We start from the raw sequence: 24269 nt of genomic DNA, 5'->3' as shown, positions 1-24269 counted from the left end.
CGAGCGTAGCGGGGCTACGCGGCGACGACCTCTTCCTCTTCGAGCCGGGTGACCTCGCGCTCGCGGGCGATGCGGGTGCGGCGGGCGACCAACCCGTGCACCACGACGCAGAGCAGGACCGCCGCGGCGAGCCAGAGCGCGAGGACGAGTGACGACCGCCCCAGCGACGCGTCCGGGAAGTACTGCAGGTCCTGTGCGGCCTGCAGCCAGGCGGCACCGCTCCAGAACGAGTGGAGCGCCGAGAAGAAGCCGGGCACGAACGAGGCCTGGAAGATCCCGCCGGACGACGTGAAGTTCAGCATCACGAACAGCATCGTGAGCACCGGCGTGGTCCACCGCCCGAGGATCGGGTGCAGGCCGACGCCGATCGCCACGATGATCGCGTCGTACAGCCAGGCGAACAGGAACACCTGCCAGTGGTGCGTCGTGATGACGCCGTAGATCGGTCCGGCGACGATGACCCCGATGCCGGCGACGACTCCCGCGGTGGCGAGGCCGACGATCGCGGTCCACACCGAGCGGAGCTTCGTCGCGACGGACGCCACGGCGATCGCCGATGCGTAGCCGCCGACGCTCAGGGCGACGAGCAGGAAGAACAGTCCCTGGCCGGTGCTGTCCTGCTCGCCGGTGGGGACGACGTCGACGACCCGGAAGGGCACGTGCTGCTCGTACGCGATCGGCAGGAAGACCTTCTGCGCGGCGCTCGCGGTGGTCTCCGAGGCCGCGGTCGAGACGTAGAGCGTCGCGCCTGTGCTCGTCGGGGCGTACACGGCGGCCAGGTCACGGTCGCGGATCTGCCGCTCGGCGTCCTTCGTGGAGGCGACGACGTGAGCGACGAGGGCTCCGTCGGACTGGTCGGTGACGGTCTGGGCGAACACCTGGGTGGCGGCGGACTGGCCGACGATGCCGACCGGCAGTTCCTTCGGTGCAGGGGCGTGGAAGGCTCCGAGGTAGGCGAGGCCCATCCCGGCGGCGAGGAACAGCGGCACGAGGATGTGCGTGGCGAAGGTCAGGAGCACCCGTCCCAGGCCGGCGGGGCGCAGGACGCTGTCGGTGCGGGGCGGTTTCGGCAACCGTGAGGACTTGTGAGTGGGGGAGTGGTGCGCGTGCGACGTCGTTGTCGTGCTCGGGGACGGGGCGTCGACGGCGGGGGTCGGCGCAAAGTTGTACTTTGCAACTTCAGACACGAGGGTTCACTGTACAACACTGCTGCACACGTGTCGACGCGGGGCGCGGGGTCGGGAGGGGGTCGGCAATCGGGGTGACGCGCCCGAGCACCTGCCGCCGAGGTTCCACAACACGCCGCCCGCTGCACGCCGAGGTTCCACAACCGGGCCGAAGTGCCGCCGAGATGCGCAGATTTCGGAACCTGGGAGGCGGCGCGACTGCGCGAGGGGGCCGATCGGAAGAGGCTCGGCACTCGGGGTGACGCGCCCGAGCACCTGCCACCGAGGTTCCACAACACGCCGCGGACTGCACGCCGAGGTTCCACGACCGGGCCGAAGTGCCGCCGAGATGCGCAGATTTCGGAACCTCGAGGGGACGGGGCTCGAGGGGGCGGGGACGCGGGCGGGACGGGACGCCCGCGCGGGCTACTCCGAACCCGGGTCGGAGGCGCCCATGCCCGTCAGGAGCGCACGGAACGAGTCGAGCCGCTCGACGCCGGTCGCCCCGAGCTCTCCGTCCTGCACCCGGTCGACGATCTCCCAGTCGTGCGCCTGCGCCAACGGGATGCCGTCCCGCGCGGGCTGGACGGGGATCGCGTGCGAGGCGAACGCGCGGAAGACGTTCGCGGGGTCGACGTGTCCGAGGCCGAACGACCGCACGCCCGGGGTGTCGATGATCCAACCGCCGTCACGGACCCGCAGCGCGATCGACGACGACGAGGTGTGCCGCCCACGCCCGGTCACCGAGTTCACGACGCCGATCGCCCGCGTCGACCCGGTCAGGGCGTTCACCAGGGTCGACTTGCCGACGCCGGAGTGCCCCACGGTCACGGTGACCTTGTCGTCGAGCAGCTCGTGCAGCGCCTCGAACGGGACGTCGTCGGACCGGCTCGTCACGATCCGCAGGTCGAGGCAGGCGAAGTGCGCCAGGAACGGCGCGGGGTCGGCGAGGTCGGTCTTCGTGATGCAGAGGATCGGGTCCAGCCCGGCGTCGAACGCGGCCACCAGGTACCGGTCGATGAGCCGGGTACGGGGCTCGGGGTCGGCGGCCGCCACGACGATCAGCATCTGGTCGGCGTTCGCGACGATGACGCGCTCGACCTCGTCGGAGTCGTCGGCACTGCGGCGCAGCAGCGTGGTGCGCTCGGCGACCTTCACGATGCGCGCGAGCGTGCCGTCGTCGCCGGAGACGTCGCCGGCGAGCGACACGTGGTCGCCGGTCACGACGGACTTCTTGCCGAGCTCGCGGGCCTTCGTCGCCGTGATCACGTGCTCGTCGCCGGAGCCGGAGCCGGAGCCGGAATCGGAATCGGAGCCGGACCCCACCAGCACCCCGAACCGCCCGCGGTCGACGTTCGTCACCCACCCCACCGGGGCGTCGTCGTACGTCGGCCGGGTCTTCGTGCGGGGCCGGTTGCCCTTCGGGTTCGGACGCACCCGCACGCTCGACTCGTCGTACTGTCCGTACGGCTCGTCCGCGTCGGAGTCGTCACCGTCGACGTCGTCCCACCAGCTCATGCGTCAGCCCCCGCTCACCGATGAAGCGACCAGGTCCGCCCACAACGACGGGAACTGCGGCAGCGTCTTCGCCGTGCACCCGATGTCGTCGACGGCGACGCCGTCGACGACGAGGCCCACGATGGCGCCAGCCGTCGCCATCCGGTGGTCGTCGTACGCGGCCCAGTCGCCGCCGTGGAGCACGGCAGGCTCGATCCGCAGGCCGTCGTCGAGTTCGTGCACCGAGCCTCCCGACCGGTTCACGTCCGCCGCGAGCGCGGCGAGGCGGTCCGTCTCGTGCCCACGCAGGTGGCCGATCCCGGTGATCTCGGTCGGCCCGGCCGCCAGCGCGGCCAGCGCGACGAGCGCCGGTGCGAGTTCGCCGCCGCGGCTCAGGTCCAGGTCCAGACCCGGCAAGGAGGCCCCACCCCGGATCCCGACGCCGCCGTCGATGACGAGGTCGTCGCCGTCACGGGCCACGCTCGCGCCCCACAGGGGCAGGAGCGTCTCGAGGTCGGCGCCGACCTGCGTGGTCGCGCGGGGCCAGGTGCGGATGCGGACCGTGCCGCCCGCGACGAGCGCGGCCACCGCGAACGGTGCGGCGTTCGACAGGTCGGGTTCGATGGTGACGTCGCGCGCGCCGATCGGTCCGGGGTGGACGACCCACTCGCCGACCGCCGGTTCGTCGACGACCACGCCGCGGGCACGGAGCGCCGCGACGGTCATCTCGATGTGCGGCAGGCTCGGCAAGCGCTCCCCGACGTGGGTGAGGTGCAGGCCCTCGTCGAACCGGGGCGCGGACAGCAGCAGCCCGGAGACGAACTGCGACGACGCCGAGGCATCGATCGACAGCGCACCGCCCCGGACCGAACCGGTGCCGGTGAACGCGAACGGCATCGAGCCGTCACCGTTGTCCGTGACGTCGACGCCGAGGTCGACGAGCGCCTGGATGATCGCGTCCATCGGGCGCTTGCGGGCGTAGGGGTCGCCGTCGATCACGACGGGGCCGACGGCCAGGGCGGCGAGGGGCGGCAGGAACCGCATCACGGTGCCGGCGAGCCCGCAGTCGACGCGGACGTCGCCGTGCATCGGGGCCGGGGTGATCCGGAGGTCGGGTCCGTAGGGGTTCGGCTGCTCGCCCGGTGCTGGGTCGACCTCGTCGATCCCGACCCCGAGCTGCCGGAGCCCCGCGATCATGAGGGCCGAGTCGCGGGAGTGCAGCGGCAGTCGGATGACGGAGGGCCCGTCGGCGAGGGCGGCGAGCACGAGTTCGCGGTTCGTCAGTGACTTCGAGCCGGGCAGCGCGACGTCGCCGCGCAGGGGACCGCGCGCGAGCGGGGCGGTCCAGGGGGCCGGAGCCGCGGTGCTCGGTGCCCCGCTCTGGGAATGCGTCGTGTCGTCCATCGGTTCACAAGACTACTGAAACGATCGGGAGGACCCTTGGCGACAGCACTCGCACCCTCGCGGACGCGCCTGCCCGGCGTGTCCACGTCGCTCGCTCTAGACTGGCCCGCGATGACGACCGACGAGCCGCACGCAGCACCGCACGACCTGGTCGAGGAGACCGAGGAGCAGCTCGACGCTGTCGCGGAAGAGGCGGCGTCGCTCGACGACGCGTCGTTCGTCGACGCGAAGACCGTGTCGGCCGACGAGCTCCGGGCACTGTTCGAGACCCAGGCGCTGCCCTTCATGGACCAGCTGTACGGCGCGGCGATGCGGATGACCCGCAACCCTGCCGACGCATCGGACCTGGTGCAGGAGACCTTCGTCAAGGCGTTCGCCGCGTTCCGTCAGTTCAAGCAGGGCACGAACCTGAAGGCCTGGCTGTACCGGATCCTGACGAACACGTTCATCAACACGTACCGCAAGAACCAGCGGAACCCGTACCAGGGCACCATCGACGAGCTCGAGGACTGGCAGCTGGGCGGCGCCGAGAGCGTCACGCAGTCGATCTCCGCACGGTCCGCCGAGGCCGACGCGATCGACCACCTGCCGTCGTCCGCCGTCAAGGACGCCCTGCAGGCCATCCCCGAGGACTTCCGGATGGCCGTGTACTTCGCCGATGTCGAAGGCTTCTCGTACCAGGAGATCGCCGACATCATGAAGACCCCCGTGGGGACGGTCATGAGCCGTCTGCACCGTGGTCGCCGGCTCCTGCGGGGGCTCCTGGCGGACCACGCCCGAGAGACCGGCATCGTCCCGGACGCAGCGTCGACGGCGACGATGCGCGGACGAGGCCGGAAGGCTGTCGCGACCGAGGGTCGCGTCGATGGGAAGGAAGCACGATGAGCGGCTGCGACTGCTCCAAGGCGAAGGCCGAGCTCGAGGAGTTCCTGCACGGGGAGCTCTGCCGCGAGGACGCGGCGGACATCCGTGAACACATGGACGACTGCGAGGACTGCACGACCGAGCACCGCGTCGGCGTCGTCCTGATCGAGACCGTGCGCCGCGCGTGCAAGGAGACCGCCCCGGACGAACTGCGTGGCGAGATCCTCGCGCGCATCCGGCTGGAGCAGTCCACCCACTGATCGGGTCAGCGCCCCGCTGCGTGGTGCGCAGCGATCGACGCTCCGTCGAGGACCCGGTCGTAGACCCGGACCGTGTCGACGTCCCCGCGGAACGTGTAGTCGGAAGGCTGCCCGCTCCACGGATCGAGTGACTCGCGACCGACCCGCCAGTACCCGTTGTACTGGTTCGCGCCGACGATGTCGGTCCGGGTACCGGCCAGTGCGCCGTCGAGCCACAACTCGGCTCGTCCCTGCCGGAACGTCCCCACGGCGTGGTGCCACTGCCCGTCGTCGACCCGCGTGGCCGATCCGGTCGTGAATCGGAAACCGCCGCCGGTCCCTTGCACGCCGTACATGAGTCGACCCGCTGAGCTGATGTAGAGGTGCCGGTCCTTGTTCGGCGACGCCGAGTCCTGGCTCGAGCTGAAGCCGAGGATCCGGCCACCGGCGCGGTCGGTGCGGAACCATGCCTCGATCGAGAAGACCTGGGGCGCCGCGACGGCGGTGGTCGTCGCGACCCGGCTGTCGTTCGTCTCGAAGCGCATCGAGGGGTTCCCCGAGCACGGGTCGTCGTTGCGGACGGGGCCGAGGCGGCTCGAGCCGTCGGCGCCGTGCCCACTGGTGTCGCGGACGTGGGCTCCGCCCTTCTCGTCGAAGTCCCATGCGAGGACGGGGCCGTCGAGCGGACGGGCAAAACACGGGAACGACTGCGTCCGGAGCGATGACGCGGTCGCGGTGGCACCGCTGAAGCCGGCGCCGGCGGTCACGGTCAGCGCGATGGTCGTCACCGCGACGGCGGCGACGGTCGGCAGCGCCCAGGCTGACGCGCCATCGGTCGCGAGTCGTGTCGTGCCGGGGGAGATCGCGGGGCTCGTGCGGTCCCATCGCGGTGCACCACATCGCTCGCACGGCTGGCCCGCGACGACACGCCGGTCTGCGCGGGTCGCCGTGACGAGCAGCGCGGCGACCACGGCGGTGAGCAGCAGTGCGGACCACGCCCCGTCGCGGAGCCAGATCCCAGGGAGGCCGACGCCCGGGAACCGCAGGACGCCGACGCCGAGGACAGCCTCGGGCGCGACGGCGCTCCGGTCGGCGGTCTGGTTCGCATCCCCTCGGAGTCGGAGCCCACCGTCCTGCTCGATGCGCTCCAGCCGGTGGAGGCGGAGACGGTCGTCGTGGTCCGGGTCGTCGACGAGCAGGACGCGTCCGGGTTCGAGCGCCTCGGTGCCGACCGGCATGGCCGCGACGACGTCCCCCGTGCGGATGCCGGGGGCCATCGAATCGGAGACGACCGTCGTGACGTGCCAGCCGAGCAGTGTCGGGAGCGACGACCAGAGTGCGAGCAGCAGCACGGACCAGAGCACCGTGCGCGCCCCGACCGCGAGGAGCAACCGGGGAACGTCGCCCGCACACCGGACGGTGTGGTGCGTGACGATGGTTCGCATCAGCTGCTCCTCGTTGTCGGTCGGGGTCGTCGTGGTGCTCGGTCCGGGTGGGACGGGGAGGTCAGTCGGTCTGCGCTTCCCAGACGAACGTGGTGGCGGCCTCCGAGGCCTGCACGGTGTTCGGTGCGTCCTGTGACAGGTCGTAGCTGAACCGGTAGGTCGTGCTCGCCGTGCCCGTTGCGGGCTTCCACGCGTCGAGTCCGGTGCCGAACGAGTCCGCCGCGATCAGACCGGCGAGGGTTCCGTCGTGCACGGTCGACGAAGGGGTGAAGGTGCTGCAGTCGCCGGCGGTACCGAGCGAACCTCGCTCGACCTGCATGTCGAGGTACTGCCCGAGCGAGTCGACGTCGGCCTGTTCGTCGGTGTACACCTTCACCGTCGACGCGTTCGTGGTCTCGGCGGTGACGGTGATGCAGTTCGTCCCCGACGATCCGGGAACCAGGTCGTCGACGTCGAACATGGCGACGCCCTCGTCGTCGTCGGTGAGTGCGACGGCGCCGGTGCGCCAACTGTTCCCGGCGTTGTCGGTGCTGCTCGAGAACGCGGCGTACGAAGCGGTGGCGATGAGTGCGCCGCTCGCGACGACGGCGAGGGGGAAGGCGATCCAGGCGGCGGTGCGGCCGTGGCGGGAGGTGATGTGCATGGCTGTCCTGTCGGTCGGAATCACCCGGCGGGTGATATGACAGCAGCATATATGAATATCAGTTGACAGGAAACCCCGTCGCAACACGGTGCGGCGCCCGGGTAGGGTCGCCAGCATGACCCTCCTCGTCGAGTCGATCACCACCTGGTCGGACACGGACGTCGCCGACGTCGCCGCCCTCGTCCGCCTGCTCGGTCACGAGGTCGACGACGCCGCCATGCGCGCCCGCCTCGAACGGCTCACGCCCGAGGCCGGGCACCGCACGTGGGTGGTCCGCGGTGACGACGGACGCCCCGTGGCGGTCGCGGGCGCGCAGGTCACCTGGGCGTACGCGAGCGACGAGCCGACGGCGCAGCTCCTGCTGCTGGTGGTCGACGACACGGCCAGGAGGCTCGGCACCGGTTCGGCGCTGATCGGCACCTTCGAGACGTGGGCGGTGGACCAGGGCGCGCGTCGCCTGAGCGCCGTCAGCGCGGCCGCCACGGACAGCGCGCACCGGTTCTACCAGAAGCGCGGGTACCACGACGCCGGGGTGCGCTACACGAAGATCGCGTAGCGCACCCCGGCGTCTCGAGGGTCTAGCCGAGGGCCTTCTCGATGACCTCGGTGGCCTCTTGTGCGGAACGCTTCGAGGACCCGGTGGCGGGTGCAGCACTCGCGGCGCGGGCGGACACCGACAGCGGCCGGCCGTCGAGGTGCGGCGACAGGTTCATGCACACGAACGGCCAGGCGCCCTGGTTCTCCGGCTCTTCCTGGGCCCAGACGACGTCGGCGTCCGGGTAGCCGGCCAGTACCTCGAGGATGCGCTCGAGGGGGAGCGGGGCGAGCTGCTCGAGCCGGACGAGGGCGACGTCGGTGGCGCCGCGCTTGTCGAGCTCGGCGCGCAGGTCGTGGTGCACCTTGCCGGAGTGCAGGACCACGCGACGCACCGCTGCCCTGTCGGAGGGGGCGGATGAGCGCAGACGGTCGTCGTCGATGACCGCCTCGAAAGTGCCGGTCGTGAAGGCCTCGACCGCACTCGTCGCCTGGCGCAGGCGGAGCATGGCCTTCGGCGAGAACACGATCAACGGCTTCTGCGGCCGCTCCCACGCCTGGCGGCGCAGCAGGTGGAAGTACGACGCCGGGGTGGACGGGCGGGCGACCACCATGTTGTCCTCGGCGCACAGCTGCAGGTAGCGCTCGATGCGGGCGGACGAGTGGTCCGGTCCCTGGCCCTCGTAGCCGTGCGGCAGCAGGAGGACGAGGCCGGAGCGCTGCCCCCACTTCTGCTCGGCGGACGAGATGAACTCGTCGATGACGGTCTGGGCGCCGTTCGCGAAGTCGCCGAACTGCGCCTCCCAGAGCACGAGGGCCTCGGGGCGCTCGACCGAGTACCCGTACTCGAACGCCATCGCCGCGTACTCGCTGAGCAGTGAGTCGTAGATCGTGAACCGGGCCTGGTCCTCGGTCAGGTTCGACAGCGGCAGCCACTCCTGACCGTTCGACCGGTCGTGGAACACCGCCTGGCGCTGGACGAAGGTGCCGCGTCGGGCGTCCTGACCGGCGAACCGGACGGGCTTGCCCTCCACCAGCAGCGAGCCGATCGCCATGAGCTCGGCCATCGCCCAGTCCACACCGCCGTTGCGCGTCATGTCGGTGCGCTTCGACAGCAGCTGCTGCAGCTTCGGGTGGATCGAGAACCCGGCGGGCGGGTTGCTGTGGGCGTCGCCGATGGAGCGGACGAGCTCCTCGGAGACCGCGGTCTCGCGGACCTCGACCTCGGAGTCGTCCTGCTGCGCGGCCGGGCGTTCCAGCCCCTGGACGGCGCCGTCGTCGTCGACCTGGATCACCGGGATGGTGCCGGTCTGCGCCTCGTGCGTCTCGGCGAAGGCACGCTCCAGGCGGTCCTGGAAGTCGCGGTGCGCTTCGTCGTACTCTTCCTGCGTGATGTCGCCGCGGCCGACGAGGGCCTCGGTGTACAGCGTGCGGACCGAGCGCTTGGCCTCGATCAGGTTGTACATGAGCGGCTGGGTCATCGAGGGGTCGTCGCCCTCGTTGTGCCCGCGGCGGCGGTAGCAGATGAGGTCGATCACGACGTCGCGGTGGAACGCCTCACGGTACGCGAACGCCAGGTCCGCGACGCGCGAGACGGCCTCGGGGTCGTCACCGTTCACGTGGAAGATCGGCGCCTGGATCGTCTTCGCGACGTCGGTGGAGTACACCGAGCTGCGTGCCGACTCGGGCGGGGTGGTGAACCCGACCTGGTTGTTGATCACCAGGTGCACGGTGCCACCGGTGCGGTAGCCGCGCAGCTGCGACATCTGCAGCGTCTCGACGACCACGCCCTGGCCCGCCATCGCCGCGTCGCCGTGCACGAGCACCGGCAGCACGTTCGTCGATCCGGGGCCCTGCTTGTCCTGCTTGGCGCGGACGATGCCCTCGAGCACGCCGTCGACGGCCTCGAGGTGGGACGGGTTCGCCGCGATCGTCACGGGGATGCTCGACCCGTCCGAGGTGCGGAACAGCCCCTCGGTGCCGACGTGGTACTTCACGTCGCCGGAGCCCTGACCGGACACCGAACCCGGCAGCGACGACCCCTCGAACTCGCGGAAGATCTGGCCGTAGGTCTTGCCGGCGATGTTCGTGAGCACGTTGAGGCGGCCGCGGTGGGCCATGCCGATCGCGACCTCGGCCAGGCCGACGCCGGCGGCGTGCTGGATGAGGGTGTCGAGGAAGGCGATGGTGGACTCGCCGCCCTCGAGTGAGAAGCGCTTCTGCCCGACGTACTTGGTCTGCAGGAAGGTCTCGAACGCCTCGGCCTCGTTGAGCTTGCCGAGGACCCGGAGCTGCTCGTCCTTCGACGGCTTCGAGTAGGGCACCTCGATGCGCTCCTGGATCCAGCGACGCTGCTCCGGGTCCTGGATGTGCATGTACTCGATGCCGACCGTCCGGCAGTAGGCGTCGCGCAGGATGCCCAGGACGTCGCGCAACGGAGCGCTCGTCGTGCCGGCGAGACCGCCGGTGACGAACTCGCGGTCGAGGTCCCAGAAGGTCAGCCCGTGGCGCTCGATCTCGAGGTCGGGGTGGGTGCGCTGGCGGTACTCGAGCGGGTCGATGTCGGCCATCAGGTGCCCGCGGACGCGGTAGCTGTTGATGAGCTCCTGCACGCGAGCGGTCTTGTTCACCCGGTGCGCCAGGTCGACGTTGATGTCGTTCGCCCACTGGATCGGCTTGTAGGGGATCCGGAGCGCCGCGAAGATGCCGTCGTAGAAGCCGTGCTCCCCGATGAGGCGCTCGTGCACGTGCTTGAGGTACTCGCCCGAACCGGCGCCCTGGATGACGCGGTGGTCGTAGGTGCTCGTCAGGGTGATCGTCTTGCCGATGCCGAGCTCGACCAGGGTCTTCGACGCCGAGCCCTGGAACTGCGCCGGGTACTCGAGGGCGCCGGCGCCGATGATGGCGCCCTGCCCCTTCGTCAGGCGGGGGACCGAGTGCACGGTGCCGATGCCGCCCGGGTTCGTGAGCGAGATCGTGGTGCCCTGGAAGTCCGCCGGGGTCAGCTTGTTGTCGCGGGCCCGCTTCACCAGGTCCTCGTACGCCGACAGGAACTGGCCGAACGTCAGGGTCTCCGCGCGCTTGATGCTCGGCACGAGCAGGGAGCGGGTGCCGTCCTTCTTCGGGACGTCGATCGCGATGCCGAGGCCCACGTGCGCCGGGGCGACGACGAACGGCTTGCCGTCGCGCTCCTCGTAGAACACGTTCTGGCTCGGGAAGTCCTTCAGGGCCTGCACCATCGCCCACCCGATCAGGTGCGTGAAGGAGATCTTGCCGCCGCGGGCACGGCGCAGGTGGTTGTTGATGACGATGCGGTTGTCGATCATCAGCTTCGCCGGGATCGTCCGCACGCTGGTCGCGGTCGGGACGGTCAGCGAGGCGTCCATGTTCGACGCCAGGGTCTTCGCCATGCCCCGGAGCGGGGTGGCGACGTCCTCGTGGGTCTCCTCGTGGTCGTCGGCGGCGTCGTTCGCCTCGGCGGGGATCGGCGGCGGTGACGGCTGGCGCGAGGTCGTCTTCGCTTGGATCGGACCACCGGCCGGTGCGGGAGCCGGAGCGCCGGATGCCGGAGCAGCCGGTGCAGCGGCAGCCGGAGCGGCAGGAGCCCCGCCGGAGGTGTCAGCAGCCGGAGCGCCGCCGACCTGCGTGCGGTGGTAGCTCTCGAGGACCGGCCACCAGGACTTGTCGACCGACTCCTTGTCCGCGACGAACTGCTCGTAGAGCTCGTCGACGAGCCACTCGTTCGCCCCGAATTCGCCCGCGGTCTCGTCCGTTCCGGTCAGATGGCTCGACACAGCCGATCGCCCACTCTCCGTCGATAGATGCTCGTGTGTGTCGTGCGGCGCAACCCTGCCCCGCACAGGTGCCAAGCCTAGCCGCTCGGACATGTCCGTTCCGTGTCAGCCCCGGCGCGAGTCGGGCCCCGGCCGGGGCTCCCGGCGGAGCCGTACAGTGGGGCGCATGAGGTTCTACGAGACGCGGCCGACACACGACCTGACCTACTCCGACGTCTTCCTCGTCCCCAGCCGTTCCGGCGTGACGAGCCGGTTCGACGTGGACCTCGCCGCGAACGACGGCAGTGGTGCGACGATCCCGATCGTCAGCGCGAACATGAACTCGGTCACCGGCCCCCGGCTCGCCGCGACACTGGCCCGACGTGGTGGTCTCGGCGTCCTGCCGCAGGACATGCACCTGCAGGACCTCGACGCCGCGATCCGCTGGGTGAAGGACCAGCCGGTCGACTACGACACCGCCTACGACATGGGCTCGTCCACCACCGTCGCCGAGGCCCTCGAGCAGCTGCTGCCCGTCGCCGGCCGCGGGGTGGTCGTCCGCGACGCCGACGGCGAGTACCTCGGCTGTGTCCCCGCGACACGCCTGGGAGACGCCGGCCCCGACGCCACGCTGGGCGACCTGCTGCACGGCGCGTCGACCGCGATCGACGCCGAGGACGCCGGAACACCCCGACACGTGTACGACGTGCTGAGCGGTGCCGAGGTCGACTTCGCGCCCGTCATGCGGCACGGCAAGGTCGTCGGCACCACGAGTCAGACGAGCGCCATCCGCTCCGACATCTACACCCCGGCCGTCGACGCCTCCGGTCGCCTCCGGGTCGCCGCCGCGATCGGCATCAACGGCGACGTCGCGTCCAAGGCGCAGGCCCTGGCCGCCGCCGGCGTCGACGTGCTGGTCCTCGACACCGCCCACGGGCACCAGGAGGGCATGCTCCGCGCCCTCCGCACGGTCGCCGCCCTGCGCCTCGGCATCCCGCTCGTCGCCGGCAACGTCGTCACCGCCGACGCCGTGGCCCACCTCGTCGACGCGGGTGCGGACATCATCAAGGTCGGTGTCGGACCCGGTGCCATGTGCACGACGCGCATGATGACCGCGGTCGGTCGGCCGCAGTTCTCCGCGGTCCTCGAGACCGCCGCCGCCGCCCGGTCCCTCGGCGCCCACGTCTGGGCCGACGGCGGGGTCCGGTACCCGCGCGACGTCGCCCTCGCCCTGGCGGCCGGTGCCTCGGCCGTCATGATCGGCTCGTGGTTCGCCGGCACGCTCGAGGCTCCCGGCGTCCTGCGCCGTGACGCCGCCGGCAAGGCCTTCAAGGAGAGCTGGGGCATGGCGTCCGCCAAGGCCGTCCGCGAGCGCTTCGAACGGCTCGACCCGTACGAGCGTGCCCGCAAGGCGCTGTTCGCCGAGGGGATCTCGTCGTCGACGATCTACCTCGACCCGGAGCGCCCGAGCGTCGAGGACCTGCTCGACATGATCACCACGGGCGTCCGCAGCTCCGCCACCTACGCCGGTGCGTCCTCGCTCGCCGAGTTCTCCGAGCGCGCGTTGGTCGGCATCCAGTCCGCCGCCGGCTACGAAGAGGGCAAGCCGCTCCCCGTCAGCTGGTAGCGCGCGCCGGCTCCGCCGTCGCTTTCGCGGGGGTGAACGCGACCGCGAGACGGACGGGAGGCACGTGGCGGGGCCGCCACGTGCCTCCCGTCCGTCTGCTGGTGCGTCTACCGGCGCCGGGTCGCGTCCTCGACCTCGCCGACGAGCTCTTCGAGGATGTCCTCGAGGAACAGCACGCCGAGTGTCCGACCATCGGCGTCGAACGCCCGCGCGACGTGGCGCCCTGCTGCCCGCATGGTGGCGAGGGCGTCCTCGAGGTCCATCTCCGTGTACAGCGAGATGAGCTGCCGGATGCGCTTCGGCGGCACCGGGTCGTCGAACTCGTCCGGCCGCAGGTCGATGACGTCCTTCACGTGCACGTAGCCCGTGGGGGAGCCGTCCTCGCCGACGAGCACGTACCGCGAGAACCCGCGCTGGGCGACGGCACGCTCGACGTCGGCGGGGGTGGCGTCCTCGGGCAGGGTGACGAGCTCCGCCATCGGCACGGCGACGTCGCGGACCTTCTTCTCGGTGAACTCGAACGCCAGGGCGAGCTTGCCGTCGTCGGTCAGGGTGCCCTCGCGGCGGGACTGCTCCACGATGGTCTGCACCTCTTCGACGGTGTAGGCGCTGACCGCCTCGTCCTTGGGTTCGACGCGGAACAGCCGCAAGACCCCGTTCGCGACCTCGTTCAGCCCGACGATGACCCAGTGCAGGCCGTGGCCGATGTACCAGAGCGTCGGGACGAGCAGCAGCGCAGCGCGGTCCGGCATCGAGAACGAGATGTTCTTCGGGACCATCTCGCCGAACACCACGTGCAGGAACGACACGAGCAGCAGGGTGAACACGAACGCCACGGTGCCGATGACCTCGGCGCTCCAGCCCGTCAGGTGCAGCGGGACCTCGAGCAGGTGGTGGATCGCCGGCTCGGAGACGTTCAGGATGAGCAGCGAGCAGACGGTGATGCCGAGCTGCGTGGTCGCGAGCATACGGGTGGCGTGTTCCATCGCCCACAGGGTCATCTGCGCGGCCTTGGAGCCCTCTTCCGCGCGCGGCTCGATCTGCGAACGGCGGGCGGAGATGACGGCGAACTCGGCGGCGACGAAGTACGCGTTGCCGAGCAGCAGCACGACGAGCCAGAAGATCCCCCACCAGTCGGAGCTCATCGGGTGCTCTCCTTCGTTTCGGACCGCTTCGCGGTCTTGGTGGTGGCCTTCGTGGCCGGGATGATGATGGCGGTCGCCGCGGTGTCGGTCGGCGGGGGCGTCGGGGTCCAGCGGATGCGGTCGATCCGGCGGCCGTCCAGACGTTCGACGCGGAAGACGCCGCCGTCGAGCGGGACCTCGTCGCCGACCACGGGCAGCCGCCCGAGCGTCGACATGAGGAAGCCGCCGACGGTCTCGTACGGGCCGTCCTCGGGCACCTTCACGCCGGCGCGGTCCTCGAGCTCGTCGGGACGCAGCAGACCCGGGAAGGTCAGCCAGTCGCGGGAGCGGACCACGTCGATGCGGGCTCGGTCGTGCTCGTCGGAGACCTCGCCGACGATCTCCTCGATCAGGTCCTCGAGGGTGACGACCCCGGCGGTCCCGCCGTACTCGTCGACCACGATGACCATCTGGTAGCCGCGGCCGCGGACCTCGGCGAGCAGGGTGTCACCGGGCATCGTCTCGGGGACGCGTTCCGCGTCGGTCATGAGTGCACCGACGGGGACCTCCGGGCGCTTCTCGCGCGGGACGGCGACGGCTTGCTTGACGTGCACGATGCCGACGACGTCGTCTGCGTCCTCTTCGATGACGGGGAAGCGGCTGAAGCCGGTCTTGCGGGCGAGGGAGATGACGTCCTCCGCCGACTCCGACACGCGGATCGTGGAGAGCCGCGGCCGCGGGGTCATCACGTCGCTGGCGCTCAGCTCGGAGAACGAGATCGTCCGCTGGAGCAGCGTCGCGGTGTCCTGTTCGAGCGAGCCCTCGGACGCCGAACGACGCAGCAGCGAGGTGAGCTCCTCGGCGCTGCGTGCACCGGAGAGTTCTTCCTGCGGCTCGATGCCCATCGACCGCAGCACGGCGTTCGCGGTGCCGTTCAGCACGGCGACGGCCGGCTTGAACACCGTGGTGAACGCGATCTGCAGCGGCACCACGAGCTTCGCGGTCTGCAGCGGCAGCGCCAGCGCGAAGTTCTTCGGCACGAGCTCACCGAGGATCATCGACAGCAGCGTCGCGATGACGAGCGCGATGATCGAGCCGACGGTCTCGACGATGCCCTCTGGCAGGTTCATCGCCAGGAAGGGGGCTTCGAGCAGCTTCGCGATCGACGGCTCGAGCAGGTACCCGGTGAGCAGCGTGGTCAGCGTGATGCCGAGCTGCGCGCTGGACAGGTGCGTCGAGGTGACCTTCAACGCCCCGATGACGGGGGCGAGGCCGGGTTCACCGCGGTCGCGTCGGGCCTCGACGTCTGCTCGGTCGAGGTTGACCAGCGCGAACTCGGACGCGACGAAGACGCCGGTGCCGAGTGTCAGCAGGATGCCGCCGACGAGCATGACGATGTCGATCGGACTCATGATTCACCCCCGATCGCGCACAGGGATGACGTGCAGCTCACCGAGTGAGCGGCGGATGAGTGAGGCGAAGAACTATTCGGGGGATCGTCCACAGTGCTGCCAATCGTACTGCCTGCCCGTGGGGCCGACCGTGAATCCGTACAGAATCGTGGCGCGTCTACGCGGTGACGCGGGCACGGTGGTACTGCTGCGGCTCGTAGTCGACCGTCACGCCGAGCTCGACGGCCACGCGCAGCGGGAAGCCCGGGTCGCGCAGGAACTCGCGGCCCACCATCACCACGTCGGCCTGCCCGGTCGCGACGATCTGCTCGGCCTGGAACCCCTCGGAGATCATGCCGACCGCGATGGTGCCGATGCCGGCGTCGCGCTTGATCGCCGCGGCGTGCGGCACCTGGTAGCCGGGGCCGACCGGGATCGGCGCACTCGCGACGTTGCCGCCGGTCGAGACGTCGGCCAGGTCCGCGCCGTGCTCCGCAGCCCACCGGGCGACCTGCGTGGTCTCGTCGAGCGTGAGCCCGCCGTCCACCCAGTCGGTCGCCGAGAACCGCACGACGATCGGGAGGCCCTCGCCGACCTCGGCACGGACGGCGTCGACGACCTCGAGCAGTGCCCGAGCACGGTTCTCGAGCGATCCGCCGTACTGGTCGGTGCGGTGGTTGCTGAGCGGCGAGAGGAACTGGTGGAGCAGGTACCCGTGGGCGGCGTGGATCTCGACCAGGTCGAACCCGGCCTCGACCGCACGACGAGCGGACTGCGCGAACGCGAGCGCCACGACCCGGATGTCCTCGGTCTCGAGCTCGCGCGGGACGGCGTACCCGTCGAAGGCCTCGGCAGACGGGGCGACGGTCGACCAGCCACCCTGGTCGGCGGGGACCGAACCGTGCTCGGGCTCCCACGGACGGAACGTCGACGCCTTGCGGCCGGCGTGTGCGAGCTGGACACCGGCGGCGGCGCCCTGCGTGTGGATGAAGTCGACGATCGGCTTGAAGGCGTCGCGCTGCTGGTCGTTCCAGAGGCCGAGGTCCTGCGGGCTGATCCGGCCCTCCGGCACGACACCGGTGGCCTCGACGACGACCGCGCCGGCGCCGCCCTTGGCGAAGCCGCCCAGGTGCACGAGGTGCCACGGCGTCGGGACGCCGTCCTGCTCTTCGGCCGAGTACTGGCACATCGGCGAGACCCAGATGCGGTTGCGGACGGTCAGGTCGCGGATGGTGATCGGCTCGAACAGGGCGTGCGTCACGCGGGACTCCTCAGATGACGGGCGCCGGCTGCTCGGCCAGTTCCGTCAGGAACGACCGCAGTGACGCCGACGACGTGTAGTGGTGGCCGACCGCCCCGATCGCTTCCGCACCGGTGGCGTTCTCGGCCCTGTTGTCCACGAACACCATCTGCTCCGGCTCGATTCCCAGACGCGCGCACGTGTCGCGGTAGATGGATGCTGCGGGCTTCAGGACGTGCTCCTCGGCACTCACCACGACCGTCTCGAACAACGACCCCATCGGCGAGCGGCGGTACGGGTCGCCGAAGTCGAAGCCCGCGTTGGACAGCAGCGCCACCCGGGTCCCCGCGTCGTGCAGCTCCTCGACGATCGCCAGGGTCTCCGGCTCCACCTCGAACCAGCCGGTGAAGTCGATCGCCCAGAACCGGTGGATCTCCGTGATGCTCCAGGTGCGCCCGACCCGCTCACCGATCGCCCGCCAGTACGCCACGACGGACAGGTCCCCGCGGTCCAGGTCGTGCCGGAGCTCCTGGTAGACGGGGAACAGCTCGTCGGCAGGCACCCCGGTCAACTCGACGAGTGCAGCGCGAGAGGCATGCGGCGTCCGGCTGATCACCTCGCCGTAGTCGAAGACCACCACGCGACCAGGCAGGAACAGGCTCATGCGCTCCACCGTAACGTGGGCCCGGTGAACGACTTCCTGCCCGTCCAGCCGTCCGATGCCGCCGCGTGGGTCACCGCGCCGACGGGGGAGTCCAGCAAGTACCGCCGCGGGGTCCTCGGGGTCGCGACCGGCTCCGACCAGTACCCGGGTGCCGCGGTGCTGGGAGTCGACGCCGCCGTCCACACCGGCGTCGGCATGGTCCGCTACGTCGGACCGTCGCGGGCGTCGGACCATGTCCTTGCCCGTCGCCCCGAGTGCGTCGCCGGGGGCGGTCGCGTGCAGGCGTGGCTCGTCGGTTCGGGCATCTCGGCCCCCTCGCTCGCCGACCTGGACGAGATGACGGCGTCCGGCTTCCGGCACGCCTCGGACGACGGCGTCCCCGTCGTGGTCGACGCCGGTGCGATCCCGCTCGTCGACCTCGGGCCGCTCGCCGTGCTGACACCGCACGCCGGCGAGCTCGCGTCGTTGCTCGGGGTCTCCCGCGAGTCGATCGAGCAGGACCCGGCCGCTGCAGCCCTCCGCGCCGCCGAGCAGACCGGCAGCGTCGTGCTGCTCAAGGGTGAGCGCACCCACGTGGTCACGCCGGACGGGTCGGTCCGCCTGGTGGCATCGTCGGCGACACCGTGGCTCGCGGCGGCCGGTGCCGGGGACGTGCTGGGCGGGGTGCTCGGCGCGCTCGTGGCGGCGCGGCAGGGTGCCGTTTCGTCTGCTGGCTCGTCGCTCACGCCGTCGGACCTGGCGCACCTGGCCGCGTCGGCCGCGGTGGTGCACGGGGTGGCGGCTCGGCGGGCGTCCGGCGGCGGGCCGTTCCCGATGACCGGGCTGATCGCCGAGCTGCCCGGGGTCGTGCGGGACCTCGTCGTGGACGGCGACGCGCGCGGGTAGCGGTCGGTGCGCCATCCTCGAGGTCGTACGACATCAGTGATGTCGCCTGTTGCTGCCGCGCGGTGACGACTTCCTCGTTGTCGTACGACGACGAGGAAGTCGTCCCGTGCGTGCGCTGGTTGTTGCACCCGCGGAGTGACGACAGCGTCGATGTCGTACGACATCGAGTTCGCCGTTCCTTGCCCAAGCGCATTGTTGCGCGCGGGGCGACGACGAGGTCGACGTCGTGCGACATCGGTCGTGTCGCCTGTTGCAGACGCAGGCGGGGGACGGGCGGGAGGCCCGTGGCGGGGCAGCCACGGGCCTCCCGTCCGCCGGTGCGCACGTCACGGGCGTGACGCGCGTCGCGGACGTCAGCTCGCGGGGGTCGCGTGCACCAGGAACTCGACCGTGCCGGAGTCGTCGACCTTCACGAAGCCGAGGCTCGGCGCCTGCACGCCGTAGTCCGAGAACGTGACCGGGATCGAGCCGGAGATGTCGACGCCGTCGCCGTTCAGGCCGACCTGCAGGTCGGCGGTGACGTCCTTCGTGACCCCGTGCAGCGTCAGCTTGCCGGCAGCGGTGACCTTCGTCGTGTCCGAGCCGCTCGGGACCGCGTCGGCGATCGGCTCGGTGAGTTCGAACGTGGCCTCGGGGAAGGCGGAGGTGTCCATCGCCGAGTCGCGGAAGTAGGAGTCGCGCTGGTCGGAGTCGGTGGCGATGTCGGCGACCTGCACCGTGATCGTCGCCTTCGTGATGCTCGAGCCGTCGACGGTGGCGCTGCCGGAGACGCTGTCGGTGCGGCCGGTGACGGTGACGTCGGAGCCGTTGAGGACCTCTTGCAGGCGGTAGCCCGCCTCGGAGTCGCCGCCGACCGTCCAGTCGCCGGACAGGTCGGAGTCGTCGAGGGTGGACGCCTGTCGGCTGGCGGCCACGGACGGTGCCGCTGAGGCCTTCGCGTTCTCGTTGCTCGTGTAGACGTTCGTCGCGACGATCGCCCCGACGACGCCGAGCACGACGACGGCGGCGATGACGGAGATCCAGATGACGGCCTTGCGGCGCCCGCGCGGGGTTTCGGTGGTCACGGTCAAGACGGTGACACGTCATGGTTGGGGGAGCCTGGGACTCGGGTCGGTTCGGGTGGGCTCGCTGCCGGTTCGGGGGCGCTCGCTGCCGGTACGCTCGTCCGGTGCGCAGGACCGGGAACCCGTGGATCGAACGCGTCGGGTTCGTCCTGGCGTTCGCCGCCGTGCACGCGGCGCTGTGGTGGCTGACGGCCGTCTCGGCGAACCTGCCCCTCGGCGACGTGACGATCACCTACAGCCGGTGGATCGAGACCGGGCGGAGCGCGGACTTCTGGGTCGGGATCGACGGCGAGTGGGTCTACCCGATCTTGGCGATCGTGCCGATGGCCGCCGCCGCACTCGGTGGGATCGCGTCGATCGGCTCCGGGTGGCTGCTGCTGATGGTGCTGCTCGACGCCGTGGCGTGCGCGTTCCTGTGTCGGTTCCGGGCGAGCGGCGTGCTCGGCGCGGCGGGGCGTGCCGGCGGCTCGTCGGCGCGTGGCGTGCGGGTCGTGTGGTGGTGGCTCGCCTTCCTGCTCGCGCTCGGGCCGATCGCGCTCGGCCGCATCGACACCGTCGCGACGGTGTTCGCGCTGGTCGGGGTGGCCTTCGTGGCGTCAAGTCCGGCCGTCGCCTCGGCGCTGTTCACCGCCGGGGCGTGGACGAAGGTCTGGCCGGCCGCGCTCGTCGCCGTGCTGCTGCTCCTGCGGAAGGGCCACCGCCGCGGCGTGCTGTCGGGCGCGCTCGTGCTCACCGCGCTCATCGTGCTCGTCGACGTGCTCTGGGGCGGAGCGCCGTACCTGCTGTCGTTCATCGGGGAGCAGACCGGACGGGCGCTGCAGATCGAGTCGCCGCTCGCGACGCCGTTCATGTGGGCAGCGGCGTTCGGGGCCCCTGGTGCGGCCGTGTTCTACAACCAGCAGATCCTGACGTTCGAGGTCTCCGGTGCCGGCACGGACGCCGCGGCCGCGGTCTCGACGCCGCTGATGGCCGTCGTGGTCGTCGCCGGGGTCGTCCTCGCCCTGTGGGCCGCACGCCGCGGTGCCCGTCGTGCCGAGCTCGCGCCGGTGCTCGCGCTGCTGTTCGTCGCGGCGCTCATCGCCACGAACAAGGTCGGGTCGCCGCAGTACATCGGCTGGCTCGCCGTGCCGATCGTGTGGGGGCTGGCCGCGGGGACACCGAGTGCACGTCGGTTCGTGCCGATCGCGCTCGCTGCGCTCCCCACCGCCGTGCTGACCCAGCTGATCTACCCGGGGTACTACGACCAGGTGCTCACGCTGCAGCCGTGGATGCTCGTCGTGCTGACGGTGCGGAACGTGCTCGAGGTGGCGATCCTGGCGTGGACCGTGGTCGAGCTGGTGCGGATGGGGCGGAGCGCGGGCAGGATGGACGCATGATCGTCGCCTTCTCCGTTGCTCCGTCCGGTGGTCCCTCCGAGCAGGCGGACGGCTCCGTGCACGACGCCGTCGCCGCGGCCGTGCGGGTGGTGCGCGAGAGCGGGCTGCCGAACCGGACGTCGTCGATGTTCACCGAGCTCGAGGGGGAGTGGGACGAGGTCATGGACGTCGTCAAGCGCGCCACCGAGGCCGTCGGGGCGTACGGCACGCGGGTGTCGCTCGTGCTCAAGGCCGACATCCGCCCCGGCCACACCGGCGAGATCGACGGCAAGCTCGAGCGGCTCGAAGCGGCGCTCGGCGACTGACGCCAGCGCGCTGACCGGCCTGGCACGCTGCGGACGCTGCGGACGCTGCGCTCAGCGCTCAGCGCTCAGCGCTTGTCGCGCCGCCGTGCGCGGGTGCGCCGGCGGGGATCGGGCCCGAGCACCACGAGCACGGTGAGCAGCGCGATGCCGGCGAGCACGGCGATGAGCACGATGACCATGCCCATCGGGTCGGTGGCGTCCTCGCAGTTCGCGGGCGCACCGGCGGCGCAGGAGGCGAGCACGGTCGTGGTGAGGGTCACGTGGTCATTGAACAACGGGGGCCCGCGCGACACGCCGATGCCCTCCCGTCGATGTCGGTGGTCGGGTGTCTCATGGCCCGTATCGAGCCACTTCGGGTGGCCCCGAGACGACGAGGAGCGCGTGATGACCCACGACGACTGGTGCCCCGACTGCGACCTGCGAACGGTCGTCATCGACACGGACGAACAAGGCGAGAACGCCTGGGCTACGTGCGCCGAGTGCGGTATCGGTTGGACGCACCGCGACGAGCTGCCCGAACTCGCTCTCGCATCCACGCGTGGCGCGCGGACGGAGCGTCGGGCGGCCTGACCGCGACCGGTCCCGCTCCCGGCAATCCGCGTGAGGCGACTTCCGTTCGGCCGTTGGAGCGGTCTACACTGCTCTGACCGGATGGTCGTCGCCACCCGGACCGTCCGTTCGCTGCTGAACCCGGACCGGCACCCCGATCGGGCGTGGCCGCGCTGCCGCTCGGCACGCGTGCTGCGTCGACCGCGGGACGCCTCGGTCACCACCGTCGCCCAGGCGGCACCGTCCATTCGACACCCCGATCCGACGACGCTCCGCAGGACGCCGTCCGAGAACAGGCCCCATGTCACAGCTCACGCCTGCGCGTCGCGCCGCCGCGCTCATCTCGCTCGCCCTCGGCGGCTTCGCCATCGGGTCGACCGAGTTCGTCGCGATGGGCCTGCTGCCGAACATCGCGCAGGCACTGCTGCCGCAGCAGTACGGCCTCGACCCGGACGCCGGCATCGCGCACGCGGGCTGGCTCGTCAGCGCCTACGCACTCGGGGTCGTCGTCGGCGCCCCCACCATCGCGGCGATGTCCGCGAGGTTCCCGCGCAAGGGCCTCATCCTCGTGCTGCTCGTCGGGTTCGTCCTCGCGACGATCGCGAGCGCGCTCCTGCCGTCCTTCGGCCTGGTGCTCGTCGCCCGCTTCGTGGCCGGTCTGCCGCACGGGGCCTACTTCGGCATCGCCTCGATCGTCGCCGGCGACATGATGGGCCCGGGCAAGCGCGGCAAGGGCATCGCGATGGTGTTGCTCGGCCTGTCCGTCGCGAACGTCGTCGGTGTCCCCGCCATCACCTGGGTCGGCCAGCTCGCCGGGTGGCGGATCGCCTACGGCGTCGTGGCCGCCCTGTTCGCACTGACGTTCCTCGCCGTCGCGGCCTTCGTGCCGAAGAGCGCCCGTGACGAACACGCGACGATCGGCAGGGAACTCCGCGCCTTCCGCGTGCCGCAGGTCTGGATCGTGATGGGCCTCGGCGCCGTCGGCTTCGGTGGGTTCTTCGCCGTGTACTCGTACATCTCACCGCTCGTGCAGAACGTCACCGGGATGCCGGAGTCGTTCGTGCCGATCGTCCTGGTGGTCGTCGGCATCGGCATGGTCGTCGGCGGCATCCTGGGCGGACACCTCGCCGACCACAGCGTGAAGCGCACGATCTACTTCGGCATGTTCTCGCTCATCGGCGCCCTGCTCATCACGGTGCTGACCGCGCAGTGGCTCTGGGGCATGCTCCTCGGTGCGTTCCTGCTCGGTGCGACGTCGTCGGCGATCCCGCCGGCGGTGCAGTCCCGCCTGATGGACGTCGCCGGTGACGCCCGCACGATCGCCGCGGCGCTCAACCACTCGGCGTTCAACATCGGCAACTCGATCGGTGCCGCGCTCGGCGGTGCCGTCATCGCGGCGGGCTTCGGGTTCCTCGCCCCCGGCTGGCTCGGCATCGGCCTGGCACTGCTCGGCGTCGTCGTCACGATGGTCAGCTACTCGGTCGAGCGGCGCACCACGCGCCGTGCCGCGCTGCGCTCCCCGTCGCCCAGTACCGGCCCGATCACCGCGCCCGTCCCCATCCACTGACCGCGCGCGGTGGGCGCGCCCACCCACCGGACGGGAGGCCCGTGGCGACGCCGCCCCGGGCCTCCCGGCCGATGTGGGGTGCGGCAGACCGCGCCGAGTGAGCAGAAGACGTCGAGTCACGTGATGGAACCCGACGTCTTCTGCTCACTCAGCGAAGCGGGCGCGTGCGCCGTGCCGCACTACAGGCCCTGCGGGCCGCCGTCCTGCACGATGATGCCGTCGGTGATCGCACGCTTCCGGAGCGCCACCTTCGTGCCCACGTCGAAGCCCGCGACGCGGTACTTCTCGCGGATGCGCTTGAGGTAGCTCTTGGCGGTCTCCTCCGAGATGCCGAGCTGGTACGCGACGCTCTTCACCGGCTCGCCGCCGCCGTAGAGCGCCATGACACGACGCTCCTGGGCGCTGAGCTTCGGGACACCACCGACGTCGCCGCTGTTGATGGCCAGGTCGAGCTCGGCGGAGACGTACTGCTCGCCGCGCTGTGCTGAGCGGATCGCCTCGACGATCATGTCGGCGTCCTCGCTCTTGACCAGGTAGCCGAGCGCACCGGCGGCGAGGGCCTCGCGCACGACGTTCGGCTCCGAGTAGGTGCTCATCACGACGGTCTTCACACCGGCGGTCTTGAGCGTCGAGATCTTCAGCGACACCGGGATGGAGTCCTTGAGGTCCAGGTCGAGCAGCACCACGTCCACCGGGAACGCCGGGCTCGTCAGGAGCTCGGGCCAGGTCGTGACGGCGGCCACCAACGTGATGTCGTCGGCGGCGCTCCGGATCCACTCCGTGAGCGCACCGAGGAGCATCCTGTGGTCGTCGACGAGTGCGAGTCGGATGGGTTCCTCTGGAGTCGCCATGCGGGCGTCCTTTCTCGGGGGCAGTTCGTGCCCGATCCTAGGAGGGAGGGGCACATGGCAC

Annotated in this window: 22 protein-coding genes; 9 read left to right on the top strand and 13 right to left on the bottom strand. The window is 71.0% G+C overall.

Annotated features, from left to right (window positions below; all coding sequences use genetic code 11):
* Nucleotides 1-14: 14 nt before the first annotated feature.
* From ITJ59_RS13115 to aroA, 3 genes are all read right to left on the bottom strand, one after another.
* Nucleotides 15-1187 (bottom strand): hypothetical protein, encoded by a 1173-nt coding sequence (locus ITJ59_RS13115; RefSeq protein ID WP_194651663.1) that lies wholly within the window; start codon nucleotides 1185-1187, stop codon nucleotides 15-17.
* Nucleotides 1188-1592: 405 nt separating this feature from the next.
* Nucleotides 1593-2684 (bottom strand): ribosome small subunit-dependent GTPase A, encoded by a 1092-nt coding sequence (gene rsgA, locus ITJ59_RS13110; protein ID WP_194651661.1) that lies wholly within the window; start codon nucleotides 2682-2684, stop codon nucleotides 1593-1595.
* A gap of 3 nt (nucleotides 2685-2687) precedes the next feature.
* Entirely contained in the window at nucleotides 2688-4067 is a 1380-nt protein-coding gene (aroA, locus tag ITJ59_RS13105) for a 3-phosphoshikimate 1-carboxyvinyltransferase (protein ID WP_194651659.1), read from the bottom strand.
* Nucleotides 4068-4178: 111 nt separating this feature from the next.
* Here aroA and ITJ59_RS13100 point away from each other — a divergent pair, with 111 nt between their 5' ends.
* Together ITJ59_RS13100 and ITJ59_RS13095 are read left to right on the top strand one after the other, a co-directional pair.
* Nucleotides 4179-4952 (top strand): sigma-70 family RNA polymerase sigma factor, encoded by a 774-nt coding sequence (locus tag ITJ59_RS13100; RefSeq protein ID WP_194651657.1) that lies wholly within the window; start codon nucleotides 4179-4181, stop codon nucleotides 4950-4952.
* The gene (locus ITJ59_RS13095) at nucleotides 4949-5191 is read left to right on the top strand and encodes a zf-HC2 domain-containing protein (protein ID WP_194651656.1); all 243 of its coding nucleotides are present in this window, start codon (nucleotides 4949-4951) and stop codon (nucleotides 5189-5191) included. The genes ITJ59_RS13100 and ITJ59_RS13095 overlap by 4 nt, the downstream gene beginning before the upstream one ends.
* Nucleotides 5192-5196: 5 nt before the next feature.
* Here ITJ59_RS13095 and ITJ59_RS13090 read toward each other — a convergent pair whose 3' ends face one another.
* Both ITJ59_RS13090 and ITJ59_RS13085 read right to left on the bottom strand, forming a co-directional pair.
* A complete protein-coding gene (locus ITJ59_RS13090) occupies nucleotides 5197-6615 on the bottom strand; it encodes a LamG-like jellyroll fold domain-containing protein (RefSeq protein ID WP_194651654.1) in 1419 nt (472 codons plus the stop codon).
* Nucleotides 6616-6676: 61 nt separating this feature from the next.
* A complete protein-coding gene (locus tag ITJ59_RS13085) occupies nucleotides 6677-7258 on the bottom strand; it encodes a hypothetical protein (RefSeq protein WP_194651652.1) in 582 nt (193 codons plus the stop codon).
* Nucleotides 7259-7373: 115 nt separating this feature from the next.
* Here ITJ59_RS13085 and ITJ59_RS13080 point away from each other — a divergent pair, with 115 nt between their 5' ends.
* Nucleotides 7374-7814: a GNAT family N-acetyltransferase gene (locus ITJ59_RS13080; RefSeq protein ID WP_194651651.1), complete on the top strand. Its 441-nt coding sequence runs from the start codon at nucleotides 7374-7376 to the stop codon at nucleotides 7812-7814.
* A 22-nt stretch (nucleotides 7815-7836) separates the two neighbouring features.
* Here the strand turns inward: ITJ59_RS13080 and ITJ59_RS13075 are convergent, their stop codons facing one another.
* Entirely contained in the window at nucleotides 7837-11586 is a 3750-nt protein-coding gene (locus tag ITJ59_RS13075; RefSeq protein ID WP_194651649.1) for a multifunctional oxoglutarate decarboxylase/oxoglutarate dehydrogenase thiamine pyrophosphate-binding subunit/dihydrolipoyllysine-residue succinyltransferase subunit, read from the bottom strand.
* Between the two features lie 166 nt (nucleotides 11587-11752).
* Between ITJ59_RS13075 and ITJ59_RS13070 the strand changes: the two genes are divergently transcribed.
* Complete coding sequence (locus ITJ59_RS13070) at nucleotides 11753-13192, top strand: GuaB1 family IMP dehydrogenase-related protein (RefSeq protein WP_194651646.1); 1440 nt, start codon at nucleotides 11753-11755, stop codon at nucleotides 13190-13192.
* 107 nt (nucleotides 13193-13299) lie between these two features.
* On the opposite strand, the gene ITJ59_RS13065 is transcribed toward ITJ59_RS13070, so the two are convergent.
* From ITJ59_RS13065 to ITJ59_RS13050, 4 genes are all read right to left on the bottom strand, one after another.
* A complete protein-coding gene (locus tag ITJ59_RS13065) occupies nucleotides 13300-14337 on the bottom strand; it encodes a hemolysin family protein (RefSeq protein ID WP_194651644.1) in 1038 nt (345 codons plus the stop codon).
* Nucleotides 14334-15728: a hemolysin family protein gene (locus ITJ59_RS13060; RefSeq protein WP_194651643.1), complete on the bottom strand. Its 1395-nt coding sequence runs from the start codon at nucleotides 15726-15728 to the stop codon at nucleotides 14334-14336. Before ITJ59_RS13060 ends, ITJ59_RS13065 begins: the two co-directional genes overlap by 4 nt.
* A 157-nt stretch (nucleotides 15729-15885) precedes the next feature.
* A complete protein-coding gene (locus ITJ59_RS13055) occupies nucleotides 15886-16968 on the bottom strand; it encodes an NADH:flavin oxidoreductase/NADH oxidase (protein WP_194651641.1) in 1083 nt (360 codons plus the stop codon).
* Nucleotides 16969-16978: 10 nt separating this feature from the next.
* Nucleotides 16979-17611 carry an HAD family hydrolase gene (locus ITJ59_RS13050; RefSeq protein WP_194651639.1) on the bottom strand — a complete coding sequence of 211 codons (633 nt, stop codon included), beginning with the start codon at nucleotides 17609-17611 and terminating at the stop codon, nucleotides 16979-16981.
* 24 nt (nucleotides 17612-17635) lie between these two features.
* On the opposite strand from ITJ59_RS13050, the gene ITJ59_RS13045 reads away from it, so the two are divergent.
* The gene (locus tag ITJ59_RS13045) at nucleotides 17636-18496 is read left to right on the top strand and encodes an ADP/ATP-dependent (S)-NAD(P)H-hydrate dehydratase (RefSeq protein WP_323749496.1); all 861 of its coding nucleotides are present in this window, start codon (nucleotides 17636-17638) and stop codon (nucleotides 18494-18496) included.
* A 353-nt stretch (nucleotides 18497-18849) separates the two neighbouring features.
* Here ITJ59_RS13045 and ITJ59_RS13040 read toward each other — a convergent pair whose 3' ends face one another.
* Nucleotides 18850-19560: a YceI family protein gene (locus ITJ59_RS13040; RefSeq protein WP_323749495.1), complete on the bottom strand. Its 711-nt coding sequence runs from the start codon at nucleotides 19558-19560 to the stop codon at nucleotides 18850-18852.
* 104 nt (nucleotides 19561-19664) lie between these two features.
* Between ITJ59_RS13040 and ITJ59_RS13035 the strand changes: the two genes are divergently transcribed.
* Nucleotides 19665-20936 (top strand): glycosyltransferase 87 family protein, encoded by a 1272-nt coding sequence (locus tag ITJ59_RS13035; RefSeq protein ID WP_194651635.1) that lies wholly within the window; start codon nucleotides 19665-19667, stop codon nucleotides 20934-20936.
* Nucleotides 20933-21241 carry a thiamine-binding protein gene (locus ITJ59_RS13030; RefSeq protein WP_194651634.1) on the top strand — a complete coding sequence of 103 codons (309 nt, stop codon included), beginning with the start codon at nucleotides 20933-20935 and terminating at the stop codon, nucleotides 21239-21241. Before ITJ59_RS13035 ends, ITJ59_RS13030 begins: the two co-directional genes overlap by 4 nt.
* 65 nt (nucleotides 21242-21306) lie before the next feature.
* On the opposite strand, the gene ITJ59_RS13025 is transcribed toward ITJ59_RS13030, so the two are convergent.
* Nucleotides 21307-21501, bottom strand: a complete 195-nt coding sequence (locus ITJ59_RS13025) for a hypothetical protein (RefSeq protein WP_194651631.1) — start codon at nucleotides 21499-21501, stop codon at nucleotides 21307-21309.
* A gap of 124 nt (nucleotides 21502-21625) precedes the next feature.
* On the opposite strand from ITJ59_RS13025, the gene ITJ59_RS13020 reads away from it, so the two are divergent.
* Both ITJ59_RS13020 and ITJ59_RS13015 read left to right on the top strand, forming a co-directional pair.
* Complete coding sequence (locus tag ITJ59_RS13020; protein ID WP_194651629.1) at nucleotides 21626-21811, top strand: hypothetical protein; 186 nt, start codon at nucleotides 21626-21628, stop codon at nucleotides 21809-21811.
* A 280-nt stretch (nucleotides 21812-22091) separates the two neighbouring features.
* Entirely contained in the window at nucleotides 22092-23357 is a 1266-nt protein-coding gene (locus ITJ59_RS13015; RefSeq protein WP_194651627.1) for an MFS transporter, read from the top strand.
* Nucleotides 23358-23536: 179 nt separating this feature from the next.
* Here the strand turns inward: ITJ59_RS13015 and ITJ59_RS13010 are convergent, their stop codons facing one another.
* Complete coding sequence (locus ITJ59_RS13010) at nucleotides 23537-24208, bottom strand: response regulator (protein ID WP_194651625.1); 672 nt, start codon at nucleotides 24206-24208, stop codon at nucleotides 23537-23539.
* Between the last annotated feature and the right edge of the window lie 61 nt (nucleotides 24209-24269).

Source organism: Curtobacterium sp. VKM Ac-1393 (assembly GCF_015350995.1).
Lineage (GTDB): Bacteria > Actinomycetota > Actinomycetes > Actinomycetales > Microbacteriaceae > Curtobacterium.
The sequence above is the reverse complement of the archived record's forward strand: the minus strand, read 5'-3'. Positions and strand labels throughout refer to the sequence as shown.

What these genes read in the sequence shown, in the direction of transcription:
- ITJ59_RS13085 (WP_194651652.1), bottom strand. Translation starts at nt 7,258, where the DNA reads ATGCACATCACCTCCCGCCACGGCCGCACCGCCGCCTGGATCGCCTTC.
- ITJ59_RS13090 (WP_194651654.1), bottom strand. Translation starts at nt 6,615, where the DNA reads ATGCGAACCATCGTCACGCACCACACCGTCCGGTGTGCGGGCGACGTT.
- ITJ59_RS13070 (WP_194651646.1), top strand. Translation starts at nt 11,753, where the DNA reads ATGAGGTTCTACGAGACGCGGCCGACACACGACCTGACCTACTCCGAC.
- ITJ59_RS13030 (WP_194651634.1), top strand. Translation starts at nt 20,933, where the DNA reads ATGATCGTCGCCTTCTCCGTTGCTCCGTCCGGTGGTCCCTCCGAGCAG.
- ITJ59_RS13080 (WP_194651651.1), top strand. Translation starts at nt 7,374, where the DNA reads ATGACCCTCCTCGTCGAGTCGATCACCACCTGGTCGGACACGGACGTC.
- ITJ59_RS13095 (WP_194651656.1), top strand. Translation starts at nt 4,949, where the DNA reads ATGAGCGGCTGCGACTGCTCCAAGGCGAAGGCCGAGCTCGAGGAGTTC.
- ITJ59_RS13065 (WP_194651644.1), bottom strand. Translation starts at nt 14,337, where the DNA reads ATGAGCTCCGACTGGTGGGGGATCTTCTGGCTCGTCGTGCTGCTGCTC.
- rsgA (WP_194651661.1), bottom strand. Translation starts at nt 2,684, where the DNA reads ATGAGCTGGTGGGACGACGTCGACGGTGACGACTCCGACGCGGACGAG.
- ITJ59_RS13050 (WP_194651639.1), bottom strand. Translation starts at nt 17,611, where the DNA reads ATGAGCCTGTTCCTGCCTGGTCGCGTGGTGGTCTTCGACTACGGCGAG.
- ITJ59_RS13100 (WP_194651657.1), top strand. Translation starts at nt 4,179, where the DNA reads ATGACGACCGACGAGCCGCACGCAGCACCGCACGACCTGGTCGAGGAG.
- ITJ59_RS13015 (WP_194651627.1), top strand. Translation starts at nt 22,092, where the DNA reads ATGTCACAGCTCACGCCTGCGCGTCGCGCCGCCGCGCTCATCTCGCTC.
- aroA (WP_194651659.1), bottom strand. Translation starts at nt 4,067, where the DNA reads ATGGACGACACGACGCATTCCCAGAGCGGGGCACCGAGCACCGCGGCT.
- ITJ59_RS13060 (WP_194651643.1), bottom strand. Translation starts at nt 15,728, where the DNA reads ATGAGTCCGATCGACATCGTCATGCTCGTCGGCGGCATCCTGCTGACA.
- ITJ59_RS13010 (WP_194651625.1), bottom strand. Translation starts at nt 24,208, where the DNA reads ATGGCGACTCCAGAGGAACCCATCCGACTCGCACTCGTCGACGACCAC.
- ITJ59_RS13020 (WP_194651629.1), top strand. Translation starts at nt 21,626, where the DNA reads ATGACCCACGACGACTGGTGCCCCGACTGCGACCTGCGAACGGTCGTC.